This window comes from Bradyrhizobium sp. HKCCYLS3077, assembly GCF_051167555.1.
Classification (GTDB): Bacteria; Pseudomonadota; Alphaproteobacteria; order Rhizobiales; family Xanthobacteraceae; genus Bradyrhizobium.
On the sequence record NZ_JBNPTH010000006.1, the window covers coordinates 1 to 22,418 of the forward strand.

18 protein-coding genes are annotated in these 22,418 nt (G+C 65.6%); 12 read left to right on the forward strand and 6 right to left on the reverse strand.

Annotated elements, in window-relative coordinates; all coding sequences use genetic code 11:
* Positions 1-82: 82 nt before the first annotated feature.
* Positions 83-1,498 (reverse strand): glycogen synthase GlgA, encoded by a 1,416-nt coding sequence (gene glgA / locus ACQR0Z_RS23530; protein ID WP_434856598.1) that lies wholly within the window; start codon positions 1,496-1,498, stop codon positions 83-85.
* Between the two features lie 240 nt (positions 1,499-1,738).
* Here glgA and ACQR0Z_RS23535 point away from each other — a divergent pair, with 240 nt between their 5' ends.
* The 3 genes from ACQR0Z_RS23535 to ACQR0Z_RS23545 all read left to right on the forward strand — a co-directional run bounded on the left by ACQR0Z_RS23535 (position 1,739) and on the right by ACQR0Z_RS23545 (position 5,425).
* Entirely contained in the window at positions 1,739-2,908 is a 1,170-nt protein-coding gene (locus ACQR0Z_RS23535; protein WP_434920223.1) for a CaiB/BaiF CoA transferase family protein, read from the forward strand.
* A gap of 232 nt (positions 2,909-3,140) precedes the next feature.
* On the forward strand, positions 3,141-4,208 hold the full coding sequence (locus tag ACQR0Z_RS23540) for an alcohol dehydrogenase (RefSeq protein ID WP_434920527.1): 1,068 nt from the start codon (positions 3,141-3,143) through the stop codon (positions 4,206-4,208).
* Between the two features lie 137 nt (positions 4,209-4,345).
* On the forward strand, positions 4,346-5,425 hold the full coding sequence (locus tag ACQR0Z_RS23545) for an isocitrate/isopropylmalate dehydrogenase family protein (RefSeq protein ID WP_434920224.1): 1,080 nt from the start codon (positions 4,346-4,348) through the stop codon (positions 5,423-5,425).
* Here ACQR0Z_RS23545 and ACQR0Z_RS23550 read toward each other — a convergent pair.
* From ACQR0Z_RS23550 to ACQR0Z_RS23560, 3 genes are all read right to left on the reverse strand, one after another.
* The gene (locus ACQR0Z_RS23550) at positions 5,422-6,243 is read right to left on the reverse strand and encodes an enoyl-CoA hydratase (RefSeq protein WP_434920225.1); all 822 of its coding nucleotides are present in this window, start codon (positions 6,241-6,243) and stop codon (positions 5,422-5,424) included. The genes ACQR0Z_RS23545 and ACQR0Z_RS23550 overlap by 4 nt on opposite strands.
* 391 nt (positions 6,244-6,634) lie before the next feature.
* Positions 6,635-7,030, reverse strand: coding sequence for a helix-turn-helix domain-containing protein (locus ACQR0Z_RS23555; RefSeq protein WP_015668220.1), 396 nt, complete (start codon positions 7,028-7,030; stop codon positions 6,635-6,637).
* 7 nt (positions 7,031-7,037) lie between these two features.
* Positions 7,038-8,264 (reverse strand): LysR family transcriptional regulator, encoded by a 1,227-nt coding sequence (locus tag ACQR0Z_RS23560; RefSeq protein ID WP_434920226.1) that lies wholly within the window; start codon positions 8,262-8,264, stop codon positions 7,038-7,040.
* Between the two features lie 526 nt (positions 8,265-8,790).
* Here ACQR0Z_RS23560 and ACQR0Z_RS23565 point away from each other — a divergent pair.
* Positions 8,791-9,036, forward strand: a complete 246-nt coding sequence (locus ACQR0Z_RS23565) for a hypothetical protein (RefSeq protein WP_434857227.1) — start codon at positions 8,791-8,793, stop codon at positions 9,034-9,036.
* 310 nt (positions 9,037-9,346) lie between these two features.
* Complete coding sequence (locus ACQR0Z_RS23570; RefSeq protein ID WP_434920227.1) at positions 9,347-10,081, forward strand: cytochrome c biogenesis CcdA family protein; 735 nt, start codon at positions 9,347-9,349, stop codon at positions 10,079-10,081.
* Between the two features lie 16 nt (positions 10,082-10,097).
* Here the strand turns inward: ACQR0Z_RS23570 and ACQR0Z_RS23575 are convergent, their stop codons facing one another.
* Complete coding sequence (locus tag ACQR0Z_RS23575; RefSeq protein WP_434920228.1) at positions 10,098-11,612, reverse strand: sensor histidine kinase; 1,515 nt, start codon at positions 11,610-11,612, stop codon at positions 10,098-10,100.
* 234 nt (positions 11,613-11,846) lie between these two features.
* Positions 11,847-13,121 (reverse strand): serine hydrolase domain-containing protein, encoded by a 1,275-nt coding sequence (locus ACQR0Z_RS23580; protein ID WP_434920229.1) that lies wholly within the window; start codon positions 13,119-13,121, stop codon positions 11,847-11,849.
* 560 nt (positions 13,122-13,681) lie between these two features.
* On the opposite strand from ACQR0Z_RS23580, the gene ACQR0Z_RS23585 reads away from it, so the two are divergent.
* The 7 genes from ACQR0Z_RS23585 to ACQR0Z_RS23615 all read left to right on the forward strand — a co-directional run bounded on the left by ACQR0Z_RS23585 (position 13,682) and on the right by ACQR0Z_RS23615 (position 22,222).
* Positions 13,682-14,998 carry a CmpA/NrtA family ABC transporter substrate-binding protein gene (locus ACQR0Z_RS23585; protein ID WP_434920230.1) on the forward strand — a complete coding sequence of 439 codons (1,317 nt, stop codon included), beginning with the start codon at positions 13,682-13,684 and terminating at the stop codon, positions 14,996-14,998.
* Between the two features lie 64 nt (positions 14,999-15,062).
* On the forward strand, positions 15,063-15,971 hold the full coding sequence (ntrB, locus tag ACQR0Z_RS23590) for a nitrate ABC transporter permease (RefSeq protein ID WP_434920231.1): 909 nt from the start codon (positions 15,063-15,065) through the stop codon (positions 15,969-15,971).
* Positions 15,972-15,981: 10 nt separating this feature from the next.
* A complete protein-coding gene (locus tag ACQR0Z_RS23595) occupies positions 15,982-16,776 on the forward strand; it encodes an ABC transporter ATP-binding protein (protein ID WP_434920528.1) in 795 nt (264 codons plus the stop codon).
* An 87-nt stretch (positions 16,777-16,863) separates the two neighbouring features.
* The gene (locus ACQR0Z_RS23600) at positions 16,864-17,289 is read left to right on the forward strand and encodes a globin family protein (protein ID WP_434920232.1); all 426 of its coding nucleotides are present in this window, start codon (positions 16,864-16,866) and stop codon (positions 17,287-17,289) included.
* Positions 17,290-17,294: 5 nt separating this feature from the next.
* The gene (locus ACQR0Z_RS23605) at positions 17,295-18,509 is read left to right on the forward strand and encodes an NAD(P)/FAD-dependent oxidoreductase (protein ID WP_434920233.1); all 1,215 of its coding nucleotides are present in this window, start codon (positions 17,295-17,297) and stop codon (positions 18,507-18,509) included.
* 17 nt (positions 18,510-18,526) lie between these two features.
* Complete coding sequence (locus ACQR0Z_RS23610; protein ID WP_434920234.1) at positions 18,527-21,220, forward strand: nitrate reductase; 2,694 nt, start codon at positions 18,527-18,529, stop codon at positions 21,218-21,220.
* A 162-nt stretch (positions 21,221-21,382) separates the two neighbouring features.
* Positions 21,383-22,222 carry an aldo/keto reductase gene (locus tag ACQR0Z_RS23615; RefSeq protein WP_434920235.1) on the forward strand — a complete coding sequence of 280 codons (840 nt, stop codon included), beginning with the start codon at positions 21,383-21,385 and terminating at the stop codon, positions 22,220-22,222.
* The last annotated feature ends 196 nt before the right edge of the window (positions 22,223-22,418 follow it).

A 22,418-nucleotide genomic window follows, 5' to 3' on the forward strand; every position in this document is an offset into this window, starting at 1 on the left:
AGCGTCTCGCGAGCGCGCTTATAAATCGCGCCGTAGCGAGCGAGACGCTCGGGTGGTCGGCCCGTTACCCCATCTACTGCAATCAAGACGCCAGCATCTTCCGATATAGCGCGTTGTAGCAGGCGGCCGAGAGGTCCCAGCTGAACGAGCGCGCCATCGCCGACAGCCGCATCGCGTTCAGCTGTTCGGTGCGTTTGAAGGCCGAGAAGGCGCGCTTGACGCCGCCGAGGAAGGATTCCGCCGACGGCTTCTCGAACAGGAAGCCGGTCTCGCCGTCGGTGATCGTCTCGGCGAGGCCGCCGGTCTGATGCCCAATCGGCAATGAGCCGAAGCGCTGCGCATACATCTGGCTGAGGCCGCAGGGCTCGAAGCGCGACGGCATCAGGGTGAAATCGCTGCCGGCGAAGATGCGCCGCGCCTGGGCATCGTTGAAGCCGATCGCGACCCCGATCGCATCCGGCCGGCGGCGATGCGCGTCCATCAGCGCCCGCTCGATCGACGGCTCGCCGGTGCCGGTCACGACGATCTGGCCGCCGGCGCCGACGATCTCGTCGGCGGCTTCCAGCACCAGATCGATGCCCTTTTGATGCACCAGCCGCGCCACGATGCCGAACATCGGACCACGCGACACCGCCAGCCCGAACTGCTTGCGGACGTAGTCGGCGTTGGCCTTCTTGCCGTTCCAGTCCCCGGCGGCGAAGGGCTGCGCAAGCTGCTGGCAGTAGCGCGGGTCCCAGCTCTCGTCGATGCCGTTGAGAATGCCGGTCAGCTCATGCGCATTGGAGCGCTGGCGCAGCAGGCCCTCCAGGCCGCAGCCGAGCTCGGAGGTCGTGATCTCCTTGGCGTAGGTCGAGCTGACGGTCGTCAGGTGCGAGGCATAGATCAGGCCGCCCTTGAGGAACGACAGCTTGTCGTAGAACTCGAGACCGTCGATGTGGAACGAAGACTCCGGCGCGCCGATCCGGCGCAGCGATTCCCGCGGGAACAGGCCCTGATAGGCAAGGTTGTGGATCGTCAGGATCGAGGGAACCTCGACCCCGCGCCACGCCAGATAGGCCGGCACCAGCGCAGCCTGCCAGTCGTTGGCGTGCACCAGGTCCGCCGCCCAGCTCGTGTCCAGGGTTCCGGCGGCAAGCTCGGCAGCGGCTGCGGCCAGCCGGCCAAAGCGGATGTCGTTGTCCGCCCAGTCGTTGCCGTTCTCGTCGCCGTAAGGGTTGCCCGGCCGGTCGTACAACTCGTCGCAGAGCAGGACATAGACCGGCAGGCCGTCGCGCGTCGATGATCGGCCGAGCGCGCATCCGGGCATCTCTGCCAGCGGCGCGCAGTGGCCGACGATCTCGATGTGAGTGAGTTGCTCGATCACGTCCCGGTAGCCGGGCAGCATGATCCTGACGTCGGTGTGAGAGCGCAGTGCCCGGGGAAGTGCTGCGGAAACCGCAGCCAGTCCGCCCACCCGGACGAAATCGTCCATTTCGGTCGTAACGAACAGAACCCGCAAGAGATGTCCTCGATCAAGCCCCATGTTCGTCCTATGCAAGAAAGGGTCCAAAGTCTGCCATCAATAAAAGAGCGATGCCGCAGCGCCGCAAAAGGCCAAACGCTTTCGACATCGAATGGTTCGATCTAGACTCTGAGCTCACCGCAGCCGATGGCTACCGCTTCGTGAATCGGCGAAGGCCGGTCGGAAGTTCCGTCCCGATCTGCGGAAAAGAGAGAACTCCACGAGGGAGCTACGTCTGTGAGTCTAGTTGGGAACGATGAGGGCCGTTTGACAGGGTGTTTTGCAGGACTACGCGTCCTGGATTTTTCGACGACGATCGCGGGCCCGCACTGTGCACGCATGCTTGCAGATATGGGTGCGGAGGTGATCAAGATCGAGTCAGCCGAAGGTGAAACCATGCGCACCCGGCCGCCCGTGCGCAGCGGCTGCTCCACCGCCTTCGGCCAGCTCAACGTCGGCAAGAAGAGCGTCGTGCTCAATCTGAAATGCGCAGGGGATATCGACGCGGTGCGTCGGCTGGTCGCAACCGCCGATATCCTGGTCGAGAATTTCCGGCCCGGCGTGATGCAGCGGCTCGGGCTGTCCTATGCCGCCCTGAGCGCTTTGAACCCGCGGCTGATCTACTGCTCGATCTCGGGCTACGGCCAGACCGGCCCGTCGGCGGAACTGCCGGCCTATGCGCCGGTGATCCATGCCGCTTCCGGCTACGACATGGCGCATCTCGCCTATCAGCCCGGACGCAACCGTCCAGATCATTGCGGCATCTATCACGCCGACGTCGTGACCGGGACCTATGCCTTCGGCGCCGTCGCCTCGGCCCTCTACCAGCGCGAGCGCACCGGGCAGGGCCAGCATATCGACTGCTCGATGCTGGAATCGATGCTGAGCCTGACGCTCAACGAAATCCAATGGTCGCAATTTCCGGTTGCCCCGCCGTCACGGCCGACCTTCGGTCCGGCGGAGTGCCGCGACGGCTACGTCATGATCGCGATCGCCAGCGAGAAGACCTTCCAGAACCTGATGGGTGTCATCGGCCATCCGGAGTGGGTGCAGGATGCGAGGTTCGAGAAATATTCCGACCGGCGGGCAAACTGGGGTGCGCTGATGGATGGCGTCGAGGCCTGGTCGCGGCGGCTCAGCGTGGCCGAATGCCTGGAGGCGTTGAACGCGGGCGGCGTGCCCAGCTCGGCCTATCGCAGCGTGGCCGATGCGCTGGCTGATCCGCAGATCGCGCATCGCGGCGCGCTGGCGGAGGTCGAGGATGCGGCCGGCACTTTCAAGGTCGTCAATTTGCCGTTCCGGATGTCGGCGGCAAAGGTCGGCGCGGCGCCATGGGCGGCGGGTCTCGGGGAGCATACGGCGGACGTTCTCAGCGAGGTCGGCGCCGACGCCGCCGCACCGCGCTGACTCGGCCGAGGCAAAAGGCTGCAGGGCAGCCATGACCGCGCGCATTGCGCGCGGCCTTGCCGCTCCGCGCGTTTCCCGCCAATGTTCCCGGCGTTGCAACAACAGTCCGGACCAGCCGGACGCGCTCGTGCCGGGAGGATGTCCGAAGGCGCTGCTGTAATGCGCAGCCGCCGTTCGCCCCGTCGATGCGCCGTCCGGTCCCGCCAGCCAACCGGACCACGGGAGTGAAATGATGAAGAGCTTCAAGGTCACCGATTTCAATGCGGCGCTGACCGAGGTCGACGAGCCGACGCCGCAGCCGTTCGGCAAGCAGGTGCTGATCAAGGTGAAGGCGGCGGGCGTCTGCCACAGCGACCTGCACATCTGGGAAGGCGGCTATGATCTCGGCCACGGCCGCAAGCCGTTGTCCTTGAAGGACCGCGGCGTTTCGCTGCCGCGGACGATGGGCCATGAGAGTGCGGGCGAGATTGTCGCATTCGGCCCTGATGTGACCGAGGCGGAGAAGGGCGGGCTGAAGGTCGGTGACGTCGCGCTGGTCTATCCCTGGATCGGCTGCGGCAAATGCGCCACCTGCCTGGCCGGCGACGAGAACATGTGCCTAAAGCCGGCCTCGCTCGGCGTGTATTGCGACGGCGGCTATGCCGACCACATGACCGTGCCGCATCCGCGCCACCTGATCGACCTCAAGGGCCTCGATCCGGTGACCACAGCGCCTTACGCCTGTTCGGGCGTCACCACCTACAGCGCGCTGAAGAAGGTCGAGAAGGATTTCGACACGCCGATCGTGATCTTCGGCGCCGGCGGCCTCGGCCTGATGGCGCTGTCGCTGCTCAAGGCGATGGGCGGCAAGGGCGCGATCGTGGTCGACATCGACGCGCGCAAGCGCGAGGCCGCGCTCGAGGCGGGCGCGCTGGCGGCTGTTGACGGCAAGGCGCCGGACGCGCTGGAGCAGCTGAACAAGGCGGCCGGCGAGCCGATCCGCGCCGTGATCGACCTGGTCGGCAATGCCGCCACCGCGCAGCTCGGCTTCGACTGTCTCACCAAGGGCGGCAAGCTCGTCATGGTCGGCCTTTTCGGCGGCGGCGCGCCGTGGGCGCTGCCGCTCATCCCGATCAAGGCGGTGACGATCCAGGGCAGCTATGTCGGCAATCTCCGCGAAACGAAAGAGCTGCTCGATCTCGTCCGCACCAAGAACATCCCGCCGATTCCGGTGACCCCGATGCCGCTCGCCAAGGCCAACGACGCCCTGCACGGCCTGCAGAAGGGCCAGCTGGTCGGCCGCGCGGTGCTGACGCCGTAGTTCTCGTTGTCATTCCGGGGCGATGCGAAGCATCGAATCCGGAATCTCGAGATTCCGGGTTCGGCCCTCTCGACAGAATTGAAGTCAATTCTGTCGAGAGGACCGCCCCGGAATGACAATCCCCGTAAGGACAATTGATGCCCTCCACCAACGCCCTCCACATTGCAGTTCTCCCCGGTGACGGCATCGGGCCGGAGGTCATGTCGCCCGCCCTTGAAGTGTTGCGCAAGGTCGAGGCCAAGGCCGGCCTGTCGTTCCGCTTCACCGAGGCTCAGGCCGGGGCCAACAACTATCTCGCGACCGGCGCCTCGATCGCGGAGTCGACGATCCGGTTGTGCGAGGAGGCCGATGCCATCCTGCTCGGCGCCTGCGGCCTTCCGTCGGTGCGCTATCCCGACAACACCGAGATCGCGCCGCAGATCGAGCTGCGCTTCCATTTCGATCTCTATGCCGGTGTGCGGCCGGCGCGGCTGATCCCGGGCGTGCCGAGCCCGATCGTCGGCGCTGATGCCAAAGGCATCGACTTCGTCGTCATCCGCGAATCCACCGAGGGCCTGTTCGCCTCGATGGGCAAGGGTGTGGTGACACATGAAGAGGCGCGCGAGACGCTCGTCATCACCCGCAAGACATCCGAGCGGCTGTTCAACTTCTCCTTCAAGCTCGCCGAGCGGCGCAAGGCGCGCGGCCGCCCGGGCACGTTGGGCTGCGTCGACAAGGCCAATGTGTTCAAGGCCTTCGCCTACTTCCGCAAGATATTCGACGAGGTCGCGGAGCTTCATCCTGACGTGAAGACGGAGCGGCTCTACATCGATGCCTGTGCGCTGATGCTGGTGAAGCGCCCGTGGGATTTCGACGTCCTGGTCACCGAGAACATGTTCGGCGACATCCTGTCTGACCTCGCCGCGGGACTCGTCGGCGGCATGGGCATGGCGCCGTCGGCCGACATCGGCGACCGCCACGCCGTCTTCCAGCCCTGCCACGGCACCGCGCCTGACATCATGGGGCAGGGCAAGGCCAACCCGACGGCGATGATCCTGTCGGCGGCGATGATGCTGGACTGGCTGGCGGACACCCACGGCATCGAGGGCGCGGCCGAGGCGGCGCAGCGGATCGAGCGGGCCGTCGATCAGGTCTACGCGTCCGGCCTCAAGCCGTTCGAGTTCGGCGGCCACGCCGGCACGATCGACGTCACCAAGGCCGTCCTGGAGGCGCTTTAGCGTCCTTTGAACCGCGGCTTGCGCTTCTCCATGAAGGCGCGGCGGCCCTCGCGAAAGTCGTCCGAGTCCATGCAGGCGTCGCCGATGCGCTTGATGGCGTCCATGTCGCGGCGGCTCTCGTCCTTGAGCACCTCGGCGATGGTGATCTTGGCGGCTTGCACGGCCAGCGGCGCGTTGGCGGCGATGGTGCGGGCGATGTCGAGCGTGGCCGGCATCAGCTGGTCCGCGTCCATCATCCGGTCGATCAGCCCGACCCGCAGCGCCTCCGCCGCATCGATCCGCATCCCCGTATAGAGTAGCAGCCGCGCCTGGGACGGGCCGACCAGCGACACCAGATTGCGCAGGCCCTCATAGCCATAGGCGATGCCGAGCCTGGCGGCGGGAATGCCGAACTGGCTGTCCTCCGATGCGAAGCGCATGTCGGCGTACATCGCGATCTGCAATCCCCCACCCAGGCAGAAGCCCCGGACGCAGGCGATCGTCGGCTTCGGATAGGCCGCGAGCAGCGCGCGCTGGGCGGCGCTCTTCTGCGCATAGGCCTCGGAGGCCGCGGCGTTGTGGCGGCTCTGCTCGAACTGGCTGATGTCGGCACCGGAGACGAACGCCTTGCCGCCGGCGCCGGTGAGCACGACGACCCGGATGTCCTGGTCGTCGCGCAGCGCGACGAGCGCCTCGCCGAGCCCCTCCCACATCTCCAGCGACATCGCATTGCGCTTGTCGGGATTGTTGAAGGTGATGGTGCCGACGCCGTCGCCGGTCTTGCCCATGAGGATCTTGCCGTCGGCAAAGGCGGAGGAATGCGCGGGACTGGTCGGCATGAGAGTCCGTCGACTGGAGGGCAGGCGGCCTGCATCGTTCGCCGTTTCGCGCTGCGGCGTCAATGCGAGATCAAACGGGTAATGGATCGGCCCGCCGAAGGCGGATGGCTCCGGCCCCGACCTGCGGAGGCGGGACGCCGGCATGCCGCCACTTCCTATGACGGCAGTGATCACGAGATCAGAACAGTGACGCAGCCTCGGGCCGCTCAGCCATTGCCGGGCGGACGAGAGGGGCCGGGAGGACCGGCCGCGTCGATCGGTCGGCCTTCAGGCCGATGCAGTGAACTCGCCCGAGCCGGCAGAGCGCCTGGCGCCCCCAAGTTGCGCCCTCGAGCGAAGATGGCCCATACCCATCACGGGCAAGCCGGTCTGACGGAGCAGACGGCGTTGCCTATTCTTCGTTCGCTGCGATCGATTCCATCAGGGACACCAGCTGACGCTGAACGGTCTGGTCCTTGATCTTGCTGTAGGCGCGCAGCAACCGCAGGCTGAAGGCCGAATCCAGGAACAGGAGGCTCTCGACCTCGCGGGCCTTGCTGTCGCCGTCGTAGAAGAACGTCACGGGCACGTCGAGCGCGGTGGCGATCTGCTGCAGGCGCGCAGCGCCAACCCGGTTCACGCCCTTCTCGTACTTCTGGACCTGCTGAAAGCTCACGCCGAGCTTTTCGCCGAGTTCAGCCTGCGAGATCTTCTGCTCCACACGCCGGAGGCGAATGCGCTTGCCGAGCTCAATGTCCGGCTTGCCGGCACTGCGCTGCTTCATTTTCTTTGCCGCTGATTTATTCATACTGATTTTACCGTCCTTCCATCGGAAATCCCCCGAAAAGATGGGTCAGGGGTTCACCCATATATACTGTTTTAAGTTGCTGTGGATGGATGAATTCGTCTTTAAACCACGGGTATTTGCCAGGGTTAAAAGCCTCCACCAGCCAGTCGATCATGTGGCGCACCCTAGGGATGCGGCCGGTGGTGGCGTGGTAGGACAGCCAGATGTCGTACGACCATTTCAGCTCGACCTCCAACGGGACAATCTTCCCGCCCAGCGCACTCGCATAGGTTGGGAATACCCCGATACCGGCGCCATGGGCGACCGCCCAGTAGTTGGCGCTGGAGACGTTGGTGGTCATGACGATCAGGTCGCGCTGCTCGTAGCCGGGGAAGATGGTCGCGAAGGCTGCATTGGCCGCGGCCTCGTCCGCCACCTGCAGCACCAGCCGGTGCTTCACCAGCTGGTCGATCGACTTCGGCGTGCCATAGGTTTCGAGATACTTCTCGCTGGCGAAGCACATCAGATGCATGCGGCCGAGCCGCACCAGCTTGACGTCGAGCGCCGCCGGCCGCGACAGGTGAATGGCGACGTCGGCTTCATGGCGCGACACGTCGGCCGAACGCATCGCGCAATAGAGGTCGACCATGACGTTCGGGAAGTTCTGCTGAAACTCCACCAGCCGCGGCGCCAGCCAGAACGTGCCGAGCCCCTCGGTGACGGCAACCCGCACCTCGCCCGAGGCCGCGCCGGCGAGCCCGTCCCCAGCGCGCAGCAGTTCGAAGGAGGCTGCCTCCATGCGCTCGACGGCGGAGACCACCAGCGCGCCTTCGTCGGTGAGGCGAGCGCCGTGAACGTCGCGCGTGAACAGCGTCGCGCCGATCTGCCGCTCGAAATCGTCGATCCGGCGCCGCACCGCGTTGATCGAGAGCGTCAGCCGCTCGGCAGCCGAACGGAAGCTGCCGGCCCTGACAACTTCGAGGAAGATGCGCGCGGCATCCCAGTCGGTGAGACTGGCGAGCGCGGATTTGCTGATCGCGGCCTTGCTTGGTGTGGGCCGGCCGATCGCGCTACGCGTCGACGACTTGGTCTCGGTCGCGCCCTTCGGGTTGGCGCCGCTGTCGGTCGCGGACTTGCTGTCAGAGTCAGGCACTACGGACGAATCACTTTCGCTCGCCGGCGCCAGCGGCGCGCCAGGGTCGGCCAGGTCCTGGCGTTCCTTTTGAGGAACGCCCCGTTCCGCCGCAACGCGCATACAAGCTGTCTCCGCCTGCTAGAGTGATTCCGAGAAAGTACGGACATGGCCAGTCGTGGCCGGGGTTGGTTCAGAGATCGAGGATCGATTGGGTCGAGTGTCTTCAGTCCTCTGCAGCATGCTGTTACCGCCCGCAACGGCGCGGAAGGTCATGTCTTGTACGACGTGGACACGTTTAGCGCGAGTCGGCGCCAGCATCGACGGTTTTTGTCCCGACTGCAATGAAATGGTATTCGAAGATGGCCCCTCGTCATGCTATCTTGATGAACGGATTGTGGCGCTGACTCCTCGAATGCCGGGATTTTCTCATTCGTCTTTGCGACGGGTCATGGCAGGATGCGTGTGGACGGGTCATGTGTCTGGGCGCGATGGTGCGGCCGGAACACGAGTCTCGGCAAGACGCACGGAGAACGCGCAGGGGAACAACGACGCGACGAACTTGGAAGCCATGTGGTCGGGACTTGCTCGGCTCCATCTCGTTGCACGCTAGAACGGAACGACGCCGGTGGCCAATTCAGACGAACAAATGCTTGCAGTGCTTGCATCCCTGGAGCAGTGCCGCGCGGCTCTCGCCGCGACGGGCAATCGCGAATCGGCGCATCTGGTCTCCGTGGCCATCCTTGACCTGCGCATGAAGCTCAACCGGCTGAGCGAGGACGATCTGAAGTCGCTGTGCGATGAGATGGTCCAAGCCGACAACCCCGACAAGCTGCGTGATTCGAAGCTGCAGCCGGGCCAACGTCGTCAGCCGCTCCTGCGCGTCGTGAAATAGCACGGTTCGTTATGTGCACAAAGGTGCATTTAGCGCAATCGTGATATGCTTTCCTTACAGATTTGGGCTGCGCTCCGGTCGCACGATTCGGGCTTGAGTTTTTGATGCCGGGCTCGCGGGCGGGCTGCGGCTTGCCTGGAGCGCGCGGCGCGGTCGATTGGCCGGCGTGGCCGGGCCGGCTGCCGGGGCCCGCGCTGTCCGGCGCCTTCCGTAATATCGGCGCGTCTGTTGCGTATTCCCGGTATCGGCGGCAAGAAGCGTCGTGCCCCGGCCTGATCGCGCCGCTCGTGGGGCGTATCGCGGGAACAGCATGATCCAGAACGTATCGATACCGGCCGCGTTCATCGCCGGACTGGTGAGCTTTCTTTCTCCCTGCGTGCTGCCTCTGGTCCCGCCCTACCTGGTCTATCTCACGGGTGCCACGATCGAGCACATCGAGAGCGAGGAGCCGCCGTCGGCCTCCCGCCGTGCGGTGATGATCTCGGCGGCGCTGTTCGTGCTGGGCTTCTCCACCGTGTTCGTCATGCTCGGCGCGAGCGCCTCGCTGATCGGCGGCCTGATCCGGGCCTATTCCGAGCAGCTCTCCATCCTCGCCGGTATCGTGATCATCGTGATGGGCCTGCACTTCCTCGGCCTCACCCGGATCGCCTTCCTGATGCGCGAGGGGCGGCTGCCGATCCCCAAGCCGGTCGGTCTCTGGGGCGCCTACGTGATGGGGCTCGCCTTCGCCTTCGGCTGGACGCCGTGTATCGGTCCGATCCTGGCAGCGATCCTGTCGATCGCGGCCGCCGAGTCGACCGTCGCCAAGGGTGCCGGGCTGCTGGCGGTCTATTCCGCGGGCCTCGGCATTCCTTTTCTTGCCGCAGCCTTCATGATCGAGCAGTTCTCGGCGCTGTTCATGCGCATGCGCGGCCACCTCGCCAATGTCGAGCGCGCGATGGGCGTGCTGATGATCGCAACCGGCATCGGCTTCCTCACCGGTGCGGTGTCGACCTTCAGCATCTGGCTGCTCGAGACCTTCCCGGCGCTGCAGCGTTTCGGTTGACCAACCAAGCCGCGCATCAGTCTTCCAGCTTGCAGCTGATCGTGTAGACGACGCCGGGCGGCAGGAAGTCGACGGTGGCCTCGCCGCCGAGTTGGTCGCGCGCCGAACGTTCGATCAGGCGCGAGCCGAAGCCGCGCTGGATCGGCGCGGAGACGACGGGACCGCCGGTCTCGCGCCACACCAGCCGCAGCCGCGCCGGCAGCTTCTTGACCGGATCGGCCTCGGTGAACTCCCAGGCGAGGTCGACCATGCCGGTGTCGTTGGACAACGCGCCATATTTGGCGGCGTTGGTCGCGATCTCGTGCACGATCATCGACAGCACCACGGCGAGGCGTGGCGACAGCGCGACCTTGGGTCCGGAGATCTGGATGCGCTCTGGATTGTTCAGCCGATAGGGCATGAGCACGCGTCCGATCACGTCCTCGAGCTCCGAACCCTGCCACTTCTCCTTGCTGAGCAGATTGTGCGCCTCGGCCAGCGCGCCGAGCCTTCCCTCGAATTTCTCGCGCTCGGCGCGGCTGGCGCTGCGGAAGCTCTGCACCGCGATGGCCTGCAGGATCGCCAGCGTGTTCTTGACGCGGTGGTTGAGCTCCTCGATCAGCAAATCGTGCAACGTCTCGGCGCGGGCAATCGTGGTGGCCATGCGCACCGCGAAGGCCAGGCCGATCGCCAGCATGATGCCGCCGAGCAGGCTCGTAATCGCAAGGTTGCGCCACAACGGCGCGACCAGCGAGGTCTCGCTGATCCCGGCGCCGATGATCCAGCCGGTCAGGTTCGAATGCGTGAAGCTCGACAGCAGCGGCACGCCTTCGAGCGAGGTGCTCGACAGCGTCGTCTCGTGCTCGCTCATCATGCGATCGATCACCGTCGGGGAGGCCTTCTTGCCGATCGTGGCCGCCGGATTGGGGACGCGCGCGAACACCGTGGCCTGACGATCGAGGAGAGACAATGTCCAGTCCGCACTCGGAAGCTGCTTTTCGAGCATGTTCTGGAACATGTCGACCGGCGGGCTGAACGAGATGTCGTAGATGACCTGACCATCGCGAAACACCGGCACCTCGACGGTGACGATCAGGCTCTTTTTCACGATGCCGTAGAACAGGTCCGAATATTGCGGCTGCCGGGTTTCGAAGACGGCCCGCGTGATCTCGCGGTTGCTCCGGAGCGGCAGATTGGCCGTATCCGTCGTGGCCGAGGAGAACAGCTGGTGACCCTCGCGGTCGGCGACCAGGATCGTGCCGTCCTTGCCGTACTGCTGGAGAAAGCCCATCGCGATCGGACGGAAGCGCTCGAAATCTCCCGATGTCAGCGCATCGGTCAAGGCGAGGACCTGAATGCCGCCGGTCATGCGCTGCATCTCGGCATCCAGCGTCAGCCTGATGCTGCGCACCGTGTCGAGCACGCGCTGCCGCGCCTCGTTGCGGTCCTGCGTGTAGTTGTGAAACACGATCCCGCCCGCGAACAGGATGAGCGGCAGCGTGGTCCCTGCGACCAGAAGAGCAAGCCTGACCGGCAGGGAGAGCTTCGGCACGGATGCCCCGTTGATGGCGTTTTCGATCACCGTGCCGCGGAATGAAGATGCGAGGGCGCGGGAAGGTGATCGTCTGCGGCGAGCGGATATCAGGCTGCAACGGCCGCATTCGCAATTGCTTTGCGATATCGGCCGTTCACTTCCCTGTCAGCATAGGAGCACGCGCTGCGCGCGCCAAGCTCAATGCGTCACGATCCCTCGGTTCCTGCAGAGGCTTTCCTGCAACGGCGGCTGCTACAGATTGCTCTCGGTGATCGCGGCGTACACCATCGAGCGCAGCTCGCGGCGGATCGGGTAAGCGCTGGACGGCAGCACCTGGGTCATGAAGATCGTGATCAGTTCTTCCGCCGGATCGATCCAGAACGCGGTCGACGCCGCGCCGCCCCAGGCATATTCACCGGCGCTGCCGGCGATCAGCGTCTTGGCCGGATCCATCGTCACCGAGAAGCCGAGACCAAAGCCGATGCCGTTGTAGGCGGCCTCGGCGAACATCGAGCGGGACAGCGCCGGCAGGTCGACGCCGCCAGGCAGATGGTTCGACGTCATCAGCTTCAAGGTCTTCGGTCCGAGCAGCCTGACGCCGCCGAGCTCGCCGCCATTGATCAATGCGCGGCAGAAGGTGAGATAGTCCGCCGTCGTCGAACACAGGCCGCCGCCGCCGGAGATGAAGTCGGGCGGGCTCAGGAAGGTGCTGGTGGCGGGATCGTCCTGCAGGGTCAGGCCGCCCTTGCGGTCGGCCGCATGGAACGACATCATGCCCGCGGGATCGGCCGAGTAGCATGCGGCCAGACGGTGCGCCTTGGCGGCGGGGACATGGAAGTCGGTGTCGGCCATGCCCAGCGGATCGAAGATGCGCTCCTTCAGGACTTGCTCGAACGGCTTGTCGGCGATCTTGCCGACGAGATAGCCGACCACGTCGGTCGAGACCGAGTAGTTCCAGGCCTCGCCGGGCGAGAACTCCAGCGGAATCTTCGCGAGATCATCGATCATCGACTGCAAGGTGCCGGCCTTCTCGACCGCGCCGATCTTGGCGTCGCGATAGGCGGCATCGACGTTGGAGCGCTGCTGGAAGCCGTAGGTCAATCCCGACGTGTGGCGCAGCAGGTCGACGATCAGCATCGGCCGCGTCGGCGGCCGGCTGATGAAGGCCGGCGCCGTGCCCGCGACGAAGACGCCGAGGTTCTTCCATTCCGGAATGTACTTCGCGACCGGCTCGTCCAGCGCGACCTTGCCTTCTTCCACCAGCATCATGAAGGCGACCGAGGTGATCGGCTTGGTCATGGAGTAGATGCGGTAGATCGTCTGATCGCTGACCGGCACCTTGCGCTCGACATCGGCGTAGCCAATCGAGCTCGCATGCACGATCTTGCCGCGGCGATAGACCATTAGCTGGGTGCCCGGGAAGCGGCCGGCCTCGACATAGCGCTGTTTCAGATGCGCATCGATCCGATCGAGCGCGGCTTTCGACATGCCGACGGAGTCGGGCGAGGCGGGGGTCGGGGCGAGCATCGGCGTCTCCGCAGTCTTTGTCTCGTTGTCACGATGCGCCTGGGATCATCGAGCTGCGCACCGGAAGGGGCGAAGGCGTGATAGCCGAATTCGCCAGTCGTTCCAATGCCGGCCGCTGTACGTGTGCCGTGATCTCGACGACGATCCCATGCCTGCAGCACGACGTCCGGCCTTGCCTTGCTGGGCTCTCAACGGACTTCATAAATCTCAGTGGGGCGGAGCCCGCGCTGCGTCCAAATGCGATCGCCCACTTCTTGTGCAACGCACAGGAAGTGGGCGAATCGCAAATTTTCGATGCGGCTCGGCGCCTTAGGAGTGGCCGGCGCTTTGGTCTATCCCATTGATCGAACAGCGCTTTGTCTAAAGTCAATGCTTGGCACAATGCTTGAATAGATAGTTCCGACGCCATCGATGCCGTCTGCGCAAACCCCATCCGACATCTGACGCTGCCCCTCCGAGGCTCTCCTCGGAACGCGCCCCTGTGCGCGGGTCGAACGGCGACTGAAGGACGGGCCTTTTCAACCGATCGAGCGCTTTTCAGACAAAGGACGACAGCACTCATGACGAAGACTGCCAATCCTGCTCGCCGCAACGGCATCAGCCGTCGTCAGCTTCTCAAGGCCGGCGCCGGCACGGCTGCGCTGCTCGCCGCTGCCAAGCTGAACCTGCCCGGCGGCGCGTTCGCGCAAGGCGCGGGACCGGAGGTCACAACTGCCAAACTCGGCTTCATTGCGCTGAGCGATGCCGGTCCGCTGTTCGTCGCCAAGGACAAGGGCATCTTCGCCAAATACGGCATGCCCGACGTCGACGTGCAGAAGCAGGCCTCGTGGGGCACCACGCGCGACAACCTCGTGCTCGGCTCGGAGGGCAACGGCATCGACGGCGCGCATATCCTCACGCCGATGCCGTATCTGATCTCGTCGGGCAAGGTGACGCAGAACAATCAGCCGACGCCGATGTACATCCTGGCGCGGCTCAATCTCGATGCGCAGTGCATCTCGGTCGCCAAGGAATATGCCGACCTCAAGCTCGGCCTCGACACCGCGCCGTTCAAGGCCGCGCTGGAGAAGAAAAAGGCCTCCGGCAAGTCCGTGAAGGCGGCGATGACCTTCCCGGGCGGCACGCATGATCTGTGGATCCGCTACTGGCTCGCCGCCGGCGGCATCGATCCCGACAAGGACATCGAGACGATCGTGGTGCCGCCGCCGCAGATGGTGGCCAACATGAAGGTCGGCACCATGGACTGCTTCTGCGTCGGCGAGCCATGGAATGCGCAGCTCGTCAACCAGGGCATCGGCTACACCGCCGTGACCACCGGTGAGATCTGGAACAAGCATCCCGAAAAATCCTTCGCGATGCGCTCAACCTTCGTCGACAAATATCCCAAGGCCGCGAAGGCGCTCACCATGGCGGTGATGGAGGCGCAGCAGTGGTGCGACAAGATGGAGAACAAGCAGGAGCTTGCGACCATCATGGCCAAGCGGCAGTGGATGAACTGCCCGGTCGACGACGTCGCCGGACGCACCGCCGGCAAGTTCGACTACGGCACCGGCAAGGTGGTCGAGAACTCGCCGCACATCATGAAGTACTGGCGCGACTTCGCCTCCTATCCGTTCCAGAGCCACGATCTCTGGTTCATCACCGAGGACATCCGCTGGGGCAAGTACGAGGCCGGCTTCGACGCCAAGTCGCTAATCGCCAAGGTCAACCGCGAGGACATCTGGCGCGAGGCCGCCAAGGAGATGAACGTGCCGGTCGCCGAGATTCCGACCTCGAAGTCGCGCGGCAAGGAGACGTTCTTCGACGGCAAGGTGTTCGATCCGGAAGATCCTGCCGCCTATCTGAAGTCGCTGTCGATCAAGCGCATCGACGCCTGATCAGGACCTCACGCCGCGCGCGAACTTGCGCGCGGCCCTCTCATTGCACGGAGAAAGGCTTCCGATGTCCATGCCAGCGTTGACCAATGACAGCGTGCCCAAGGTTGTCCCGACTGCATCAGCATCCACCACGGCGTCGGTGGTGACGATGATCCCGAAGCAGCCGCCGAAGGCCGAGCGTTATGTGAAGATGGCCCGCGAGGCCGCGGTGCGCGTGGTGCCGCCGCTGATCGTGCTGGCGCTATTCCTGATCGTGTGGGAGCTGTTGTGCCGCCGCGCCGGCTCGGCGCTGCCGCCGCCGTCGCGCGTGTTTTCTGACACCCGCGAGCTGATCTTCGATCCGTTCTTCGATCATGGCGGCATCGACAAGGGCCTGTTCTGGCATCTCGAGGCCAGCCTCCGCCGCGTCGCGATCGGCTATGCGATTGCCGCTGTCGTCGGCGTCGCGCTGGGCACCCTGATCGGCCAGTCGGTATGGGCGATGCGCGGGCTCGATCCGATCTTCCAGGTGCTGCGCACGATTCCGCCGCTTGCCTGGCTGCCGCTGTCGCTCGCCGCGTTCCGCGACGGCCAGCCGTCAGCGATCTTCGTCATCTTCATCACCTCGGTGTGGCCGATCATTATCAACACCGCGGTCGGCATCCGCAACATCCCGCAGGACTATCGCAATGTCGCGGCCGTCGTGCAGCTCAATCCGCTGGAGTTCTTCGCCAAGATCATGATCCCGGCGGCCGCGCCCTACATCTTCACCGGCCTGCGCATCGGCATCGGCCTGTCCTGGCTCGCGATCGTGGCGGCGGAAATGCTGATCGGCGGCGTCGGCATCGGCTTCTTCATCTGGGACGCGTGGAATTCCTCGCATATCAGCGAGATCATTCTCGCCCTGTTCTATGTCGGCATCATCGGCTTCGTGCTCGACCGCCTGATCGCGGTCGTCGGCAAGATCGTCACCCGCGGCACCGCGACGAACTGAGAGGGACAGCATCATGGCCTATCTGAAGCTCGACCACGTCGACAAGACTTTCACCCGCGGCGCCGCGACCACCGAGGTGCTGAAGGACATCAACCTGACGATCGAGAAGGGCGAGTACGTCTCGATCATCGGTCATTCCGGCTGCGGCAAGTCGACGATGCTCAACATCGTCGCCGGCCTCACCACGGCCACCACCGGCGGCGTGCTGCTGGAGGAGCGCGAGGTGAATTCGCCGGGACCCGACCGCGCCGTCGTGTTCCAGAACCACAGCCTGCTGCCGTGGCTCACGGTCTATGAGAACGTGCGCCTCGGCGTGGACAAGGTGTTCGCCAAGACCAAGACCCGCGCCGAGCGCGACGCCTGGACCATGCACAATCTCAACCTGGTGCAGATGGCCCATGCCAAGGACAAGCGTCCGAACGAGATCTCCGGCGGCATGAAGCAGCGCGTCGGCATTGCGCGTGCGCTCGCCATGGAGCCGAAGGTGCTGCTGCTCGACGAGCCGTTCGGCGCGCTCGACGCGCTGACGCGCGCGCATCTGCAGGACTCGGTGATGGCGCTTCATCAGAAGCTCGGCAACACCATCCTGATGATCACCCACGACGTCGATGAGGCCGTGCTGTTGTCGGATCGCATCGTGATGATGACCAATGGTCCCAGCGCCCATATCGGCGAGGTGCTCGAGGTCGCGTTGCCGCGCCCGCGCAAGCGGCTCGAGCTCGCGACCAATGCCACCTACGTCAAGTGCCGCCAGCGCGTGCTCGAATTCCTCTACGAGCGGCACCGCTTCGTCGAGGCGGCCTGATCATTGCATGACCGAGTCGGAGAGCGGATCGAACCGCTCTCCGCCTCCGGCGACTAACGGGTTCTCGTTTCAGCAAAAGGATTTCCCATGACGCCGTCTCAGATCGCATTGGTCCAGGAGAGTTTTGCCAAGGTCGCACCGATTTCCGACCAGGCTGCCGTGATTTTCTACAACCGCCTGTTCGAGGTCGCGCCGCAGGTGCGCGCGATGTTTCCCGAGGATCTCACCGAGCAGCGCAAGAAGCTGATGGCGACGCTCGCCGTGGTCGTGAACGGGTTGTCGAACCTGCCGGCGATCCTTCCTGCGGCGAGCGCGCTTGCCAAGCGCCATGTCGGCTACGGCGCGAAGCCCGAGCATTACCCGGTCGTCGGATCCGCGCTGTTGTGGACTCTGGAGAAGGGATTGGGAGCGGCCTGGACGCCTGACGTCGCCGACGCCTGGACCGCCGCCTATGGCACGTTGTCGGGCTTCATGATCGCCGAGGCCTATGGCAAGGCGCAGGCCGCGGAGTAAGCGCATTGAGTGAGCCGCTCGTCATCGTCGGCAACGGCATGGCCGCTGCGAAGCTGGTCGAGGAGCTGTCGCGAACGGCGCTCGGCCGCTATGCGATCGCCGTGATCGGCGAAGAGCCGCGGCTCGCCTACAACCGCGTGCTGCTGTCCTCGGTGCTGGCGGGCGAGGCGGCCTCGCACGAGATCGAGCTCAAACCGGCCACCTGGTGGCGTGAACGCGGCGTGACGTTGAAGTACGGCGCGCGTGTCACCGGCATCGATGTCGGCCGGCGCGAGCTCCAGATCGATAACGACGAGAACGTCGCGTTCTCGCGTCTGGTCCTCGCCACCGGCTCGCTGCCGCTGCGGCTGCCCGTGCCCGGAGCTGATCTGGCGGGCGTGCACACGTTTCGCGACAGCCGCGACACCGATGTGCTGCTGAGCCTCGCTGCAAAGAAAGCGCGCGTCGTCGTGGTCGGCGGCGGATTGCTGGGGCTGGAAGCCGCCTACGGTCTGGCGCGCGCCGGCGCCCAGGTCACGCTGCTGCACCTGATGGACCGGCTGATGGAGCGGCAGCTCGATGCGCCCGCGGCGGCGCTGTTGAAAGTGCTGGTCGAGCGCAAGGGCATCGAGGTCCTGCTGCAGGCGAGCACGGCGGCGATCCATGGCGAGGCCCGGGTCGAAGGCGTCGAGCTCTCCGATGGCCGGCGCATCGCTGCCGATGCGGTGATCTTCGCCGCCGGCATCAAGCCCAACGTGGCGCTCGCCAGAGAGGCGGGGCTTGCCGTCAATCGCGGCATCGTCGTCGACGACACCATGCAGACCTCGGCGCCCGGTATCTTCGCGCTCGGCGAATGCGCCGAGCATCGCGGCACCTGCTACGGCCTCGTCGAGCCCGCCTACGAGCAGGCGCGGGTGCTGGCCCGGCATCTTGCCGGCCGCAAGGCAGCCTATGGCGGCAGTGTGGTGTCGACCAATCTGAAGGTCTCCGGTGTGGCGGTGTTTTCCGCCGGTGACTTCATGGGCGCCGACGGCAGCGAGGCGATCGTGCTCAACGATGCCAGGCGCGGCATCTACAAGAAGCTGGTCATCGCCGAGGGACGGCTGACCGGCGTCGTGCTGATCGGCGACACGCAGGATGCGCTCTGGTATCGCGATCTGATCCGCAACCGTGAATCGATCGTATCGATCCGGACCGAGATGATGTTCGGCCGCGTGGGGACGCGGCCGAAGGCGGCGTGAGAGAGGGGCCTCGCACGATGACGAGCGTTGATCCGAAATTGCGTACGGTTCGCACCGCCTGTCCTTACTGCGGCGTCGGCTGCGGCGTGCTCGCCACGCCCGACGGCAGCGGCGGCGCGGCCATCTCCGGGGATCCCGTGCATCCCGCCAATCTCGGCCGGCTGTGTTCGAAGGGCTCCGCGCTCGGCGAGACGCTGGGCCTCGAGAACCGGCTCTTGTATCCGATGGTCCGCTGCAAGCACGGCATGGAGCGGGTGGCCTGGAGCGATGCGCTCGACCACGTCGCGACGCGGCTGAAGCACATCGTCGCCCGCGACGGCGAGGACGCGGTGGCGTTCTATCTCTCGGGCCAGATGCTGACCGAGGACTACTACGTCGCCAACAAGCTGATGAAGGGTTTTCTCGGCTCGGCCAATGTCGACACCAATTCGCGGCTGTGCATGGCCTCTTCGGTCGCCGGCCATCGCCGCGCGTTCGGCAGCGATACCGTGCCCGGCACCTATGAGGATCTCGACCAGGCCGATCTGCTCGTCTTCGTCGGCAGCAATGCCGCCTGGTGCCACCCAGTACTCTACCAGCGCATGCTGGCCAACAAGCAGAATCGTGGCGCGAAGTTCGTCGTCATCGATCCGCGCCGCACCGACACGTCCAGCGAAGCCGATCTGTTCCTTGGCCTGAAGCCCGGCAGCGACGCCGCGCTGTTCTCCGGCCTGCTGGTGCATCTCGCCGACAGCGGCGCGCTCGATCGCGACTACATCGCGCGTCACACGAGCGGCTTCGATGAAACGCTGGCGCGCGCCCGCAATCTCGCCGGCAGTGCTGCCGCGACCGCGCTCGCCACGGGTCTCGCGGAGGCCGACGTCGCCGCCTTCTTCAAGCTGTTCCGGGACACGCCCAAGGCCGTCACGCTGTATTCGCAGGGCGTCAACCAGTCGGCGCAGGGCACCGACAAGGTCAACGCGATCCTCAACTGCCATCTCGCCACCGCGCGCATCGGCAGGCCGGGCATGGGGCCGTTCTCGCTGACCGGCCAGCCCAATGCGATGGGCGGCCGCGAGGTCGGCGGTCTCGCCAACCAGCTCGCCGCGCACATGAGCTTCACGCCGCCCGACATTGATCGTGTCAGACGCTTCTGGAAGGCCTCCGACATCGCGACCCATGAGGGCTTGAAGGCGGTGCAGATGTTCGAGGCGATCGCGCGCGGCCAGATCAAGGCGCTATGGGTGATCGGCACCAATCCGGCGGTGTCGCTGCCGGAAGCCGATCTGGTCCGCACGGCGCTGAAGAAGCTCGAACTGTTCGTCATCTCCGAGAACGTCCGCTCCAACGACACCGTCGATGTCGGCGCGCATGTGCTCTTGCCGGCGCAGGCCTGGGGCGAGAAGTCGGGCACGGTGACGAATTCCGAGCGCCGCATCTCGCGCCAGCGGGCGTTCATGACGCCGGCCGGCGAGGCCAAGCCCGACTGGTGGATCCTCAGCGAGGTCGGCAAGCGGCTCGGCCACGCCGCCGCGTTCAACTACACCTCCGCCGCCGACGTCTTCCGCGAGCACGCCGCACTGTCGGCGTTCGAGAACGACGGCAGCCGCGACTTCGACATAGGTGGTCTCACGACCCTGTCGGACGAGGAATACGACACGATGGCCCCGGTCCAATGGCCGGTGCGGGCCGGCAAGCCGCCCGAGCCACGCTTCTTCGCCGACGGCGCCTTCTACACCCACGACCGCAAGGCGCGCTTCGTCGCACCCGAGGTGCCGGCGCTGCGCAGCGAGACCAACGCCGCGCGTCCGTTGCGGCTGAACACCGGGCGCATTCGCGATCAGTGGCACACGATGACGCGCACGGGCCTAAGCCCACGCTTGGGATCGCATCTGCCGGAGCCGTTCGTCGAGGTGCATCCGGACGACGCGCTGCGCTACGGCCTGATGCATGACGGCTTTGCCAAGGTGACCACCGAGCACGGCCAGTGCATTCTCAAGGTCGTGGTCAGCGAGCGCCAGCAGCGCGGCATGCTGTTCGCGCCGATCCATTGGAATGCGACCAACTCATCCCACGGCCGCGTCGGCGCTCTGGTCGCCTCCCACACCGATCCGTTCTCCGGGCAGCCCGAAGCCAAGGCGACGCCGGCCGCGATTTCACCTTACGAGTACGTCTTCCGCGGCTTCATCCTGTCGCGCACCGAGTTGACGCTGCCGTCGAACCTGTGGTGGGTGCGCGCGACCGTGCCCGGCGGCTTCGGCTATCTGTTCGCCGACAATGGCGACCTCATGCGCTGGCCCGGCTGGTTCAAGGCGCGCGCCACCGACAACATCGCCGACTACATGGATGTCGGCGGCGGCGTCTATCGCGCCGCGTCGTTCGACGGCGACCGCATTGCGACCTCGGTGTTCGTCGGTCCCGGCCATGACGCCGGCGACTGGAACGTCGTCAAGACGATGTTCGCCGCCGACCGCCTCGACGACGAGCAGCGCCGCATGCTGCTGTCGGGGCGCGCGCCGGATGGCACGGGCGGCGGCCCGATCGTCTGCGCCTGCTTCGGCGTCGGCCGGGACACGATCTGCGACGCGATCGCGTCGGGCGCCCGCACGCCGGCGGTGATCGGCGCGCAGCTCAAGGCCGGCACCAATTGCGGCTCCTGCATCCCCGAGATGAAGCGCCTGATCGCGCAGGTGCCGGCGCAGGCGGCTGATGCGGTGAAGGTGGCGAGCTAGCCAATTCGACCTCCAGGCGAGGGCGCAGCCCTCGTCATTGCGAGCGTAGCGAAGCAATCCAGAGCGGCGTGCGCAACCCCTGGATTGCTTCGTCGCTTCGCTCCTCGCAATGACGGCAGTGGCCAATCGACGCCACGTCAGCCATCCTCTATGCTCTCCCACATGAAGCACAAGACATTCGGAGCCGGCGGTGCTGGCGTGTCCGTGATCGGGCAGGGCACCTGGTATCTCGACCACGCCGATCGCAAGCGCGCCATCGCGACCTTGCAGCGCGGGCTCGACCGCGGCATGACGCATATCGACACCGCCGAGATGTATGGCGACGCTGAGCTCGTCATCGCCGAGGCGATCGCCGGCCGGCGCGACGAGGTGTTCCTGGTCTCGAAGGTGCTGCCGAGCAACGCCTCGCGCGAGGGTACCCTCACCGCCTGCGAGCGCTCGCTGAAGCGGCTCAAGACCGACCGGCTCGATTGCTACCTGCTGCATTGGCGGGGCTCTTATCCGCTGGAAGAGACGGTCGCGGCATTCGAGGAGCTGAAATCCACCGGCAAGATCGCCTCCTGGGGCGTCAGCAATTTCGACGTCGACGATCTCGACGAGCTGCTCGACGTGGCAGGCCCCGGCAAGATCGCCTGCAACCAGGTGCTCTATCATCTGCAGGAGCGCGCCATCGAGCACGCGGTCATCCCGTGGTGCGGCCAGCACGGCGTCGCGGTGGTCGCTTATTCGCCGTTCGGCCATGACGACTTCCCCGAGCGCCGCAGTCCCGGCGGCGAGGTGCTGCAGCGCATCGCCGAGCAGCACCAGGTGACACCGCGGCAGATCGCGCTCGCCTTCCTCACCCGCGCGTCCTCGCTGCTCGCGATCCCGAAGGCCTCGCGCCCGGAACACGCCGAGGAGAATGCCGCCGCCGGCGACGTGGAGCTGACCGCGGCCGACATTGCCGCGATCGACCGCGCCTTTCCGCGCGGGCCCAAGCCGCGGGGATTGCCGATGCTGTAGCGCAGCATCACGGAGTATTACGGATTTTTGCTACTCCGGCGCGACCAGCGCATAGATGCTGCCCGCTTTCAACGGGTTGTCGCCACGGCGTGATTGGCGTTTTGTCGCCTCTCACCGAATCGTTCCGTCTCTCAACCTTTCGAGTTCGACCGTGACCCCGCCCCCGAGTGCGGCAGCCGCCGCGCGACTCGACGAC

Bases quoted from the DNA above. Each gene is read 5' to 3' on its own strand.
- ACQR0Z_RS23540 (WP_434920527.1), top strand. From the start codon at position 3,141: ATGAAGAGCTTCAAGGTCACCGATTTCAATGCGGCGCTGACCGAGGTC.
- ACQR0Z_RS23545 (WP_434920224.1), top strand. From the start codon at position 4,346: ATGCCCTCCACCAACGCCCTCCACATTGCAGTTCTCCCCGGTGACGGC.
- ACQR0Z_RS23550 (WP_434920225.1), bottom strand. From the start codon at position 6,243: ATGCCGACCAGTCCCGCGCATTCCTCCGCCTTTGCCGACGGCAAGATC.
- ACQR0Z_RS23555 (WP_015668220.1), bottom strand. From the start codon at position 7,030: ATGAATAAATCAGCGGCAAAGAAAATGAAGCAGCGCAGTGCCGGCAAG.
- ACQR0Z_RS23560 (WP_434920226.1), bottom strand. From the start codon at position 8,264: ATGCGCGTTGCGGCGGAACGGGGCGTTCCTCAAAAGGAACGCCAGGAC.
- ACQR0Z_RS23565 (WP_434857227.1), top strand. From the start codon at position 8,791: ATGCTTGCAGTGCTTGCATCCCTGGAGCAGTGCCGCGCGGCTCTCGCC.
- ACQR0Z_RS23570 (WP_434920227.1), top strand. From the start codon at position 9,347: ATGATCCAGAACGTATCGATACCGGCCGCGTTCATCGCCGGACTGGTG.
- ACQR0Z_RS23580 (WP_434920229.1), bottom strand. From the start codon at position 13,121: ATGCTCGCCCCGACCCCCGCCTCGCCCGACTCCGTCGGCATGTCGAAA.
- ACQR0Z_RS23585 (WP_434920230.1), top strand. From the start codon at position 13,682: ATGACGAAGACTGCCAATCCTGCTCGCCGCAACGGCATCAGCCGTCGT.
- ntrB (WP_434920231.1), top strand. From the start codon at position 15,063: ATGTCCATGCCAGCGTTGACCAATGACAGCGTGCCCAAGGTTGTCCCG.
- ACQR0Z_RS23600 (WP_434920232.1), top strand. From the start codon at position 16,864: ATGACGCCGTCTCAGATCGCATTGGTCCAGGAGAGTTTTGCCAAGGTC.
- ACQR0Z_RS23610 (WP_434920234.1), top strand. From the start codon at position 18,527: ATGACGAGCGTTGATCCGAAATTGCGTACGGTTCGCACCGCCTGTCCT.
- ACQR0Z_RS23615 (WP_434920235.1), top strand. From the start codon at position 21,383: ATGAAGCACAAGACATTCGGAGCCGGCGGTGCTGGCGTGTCCGTGATC.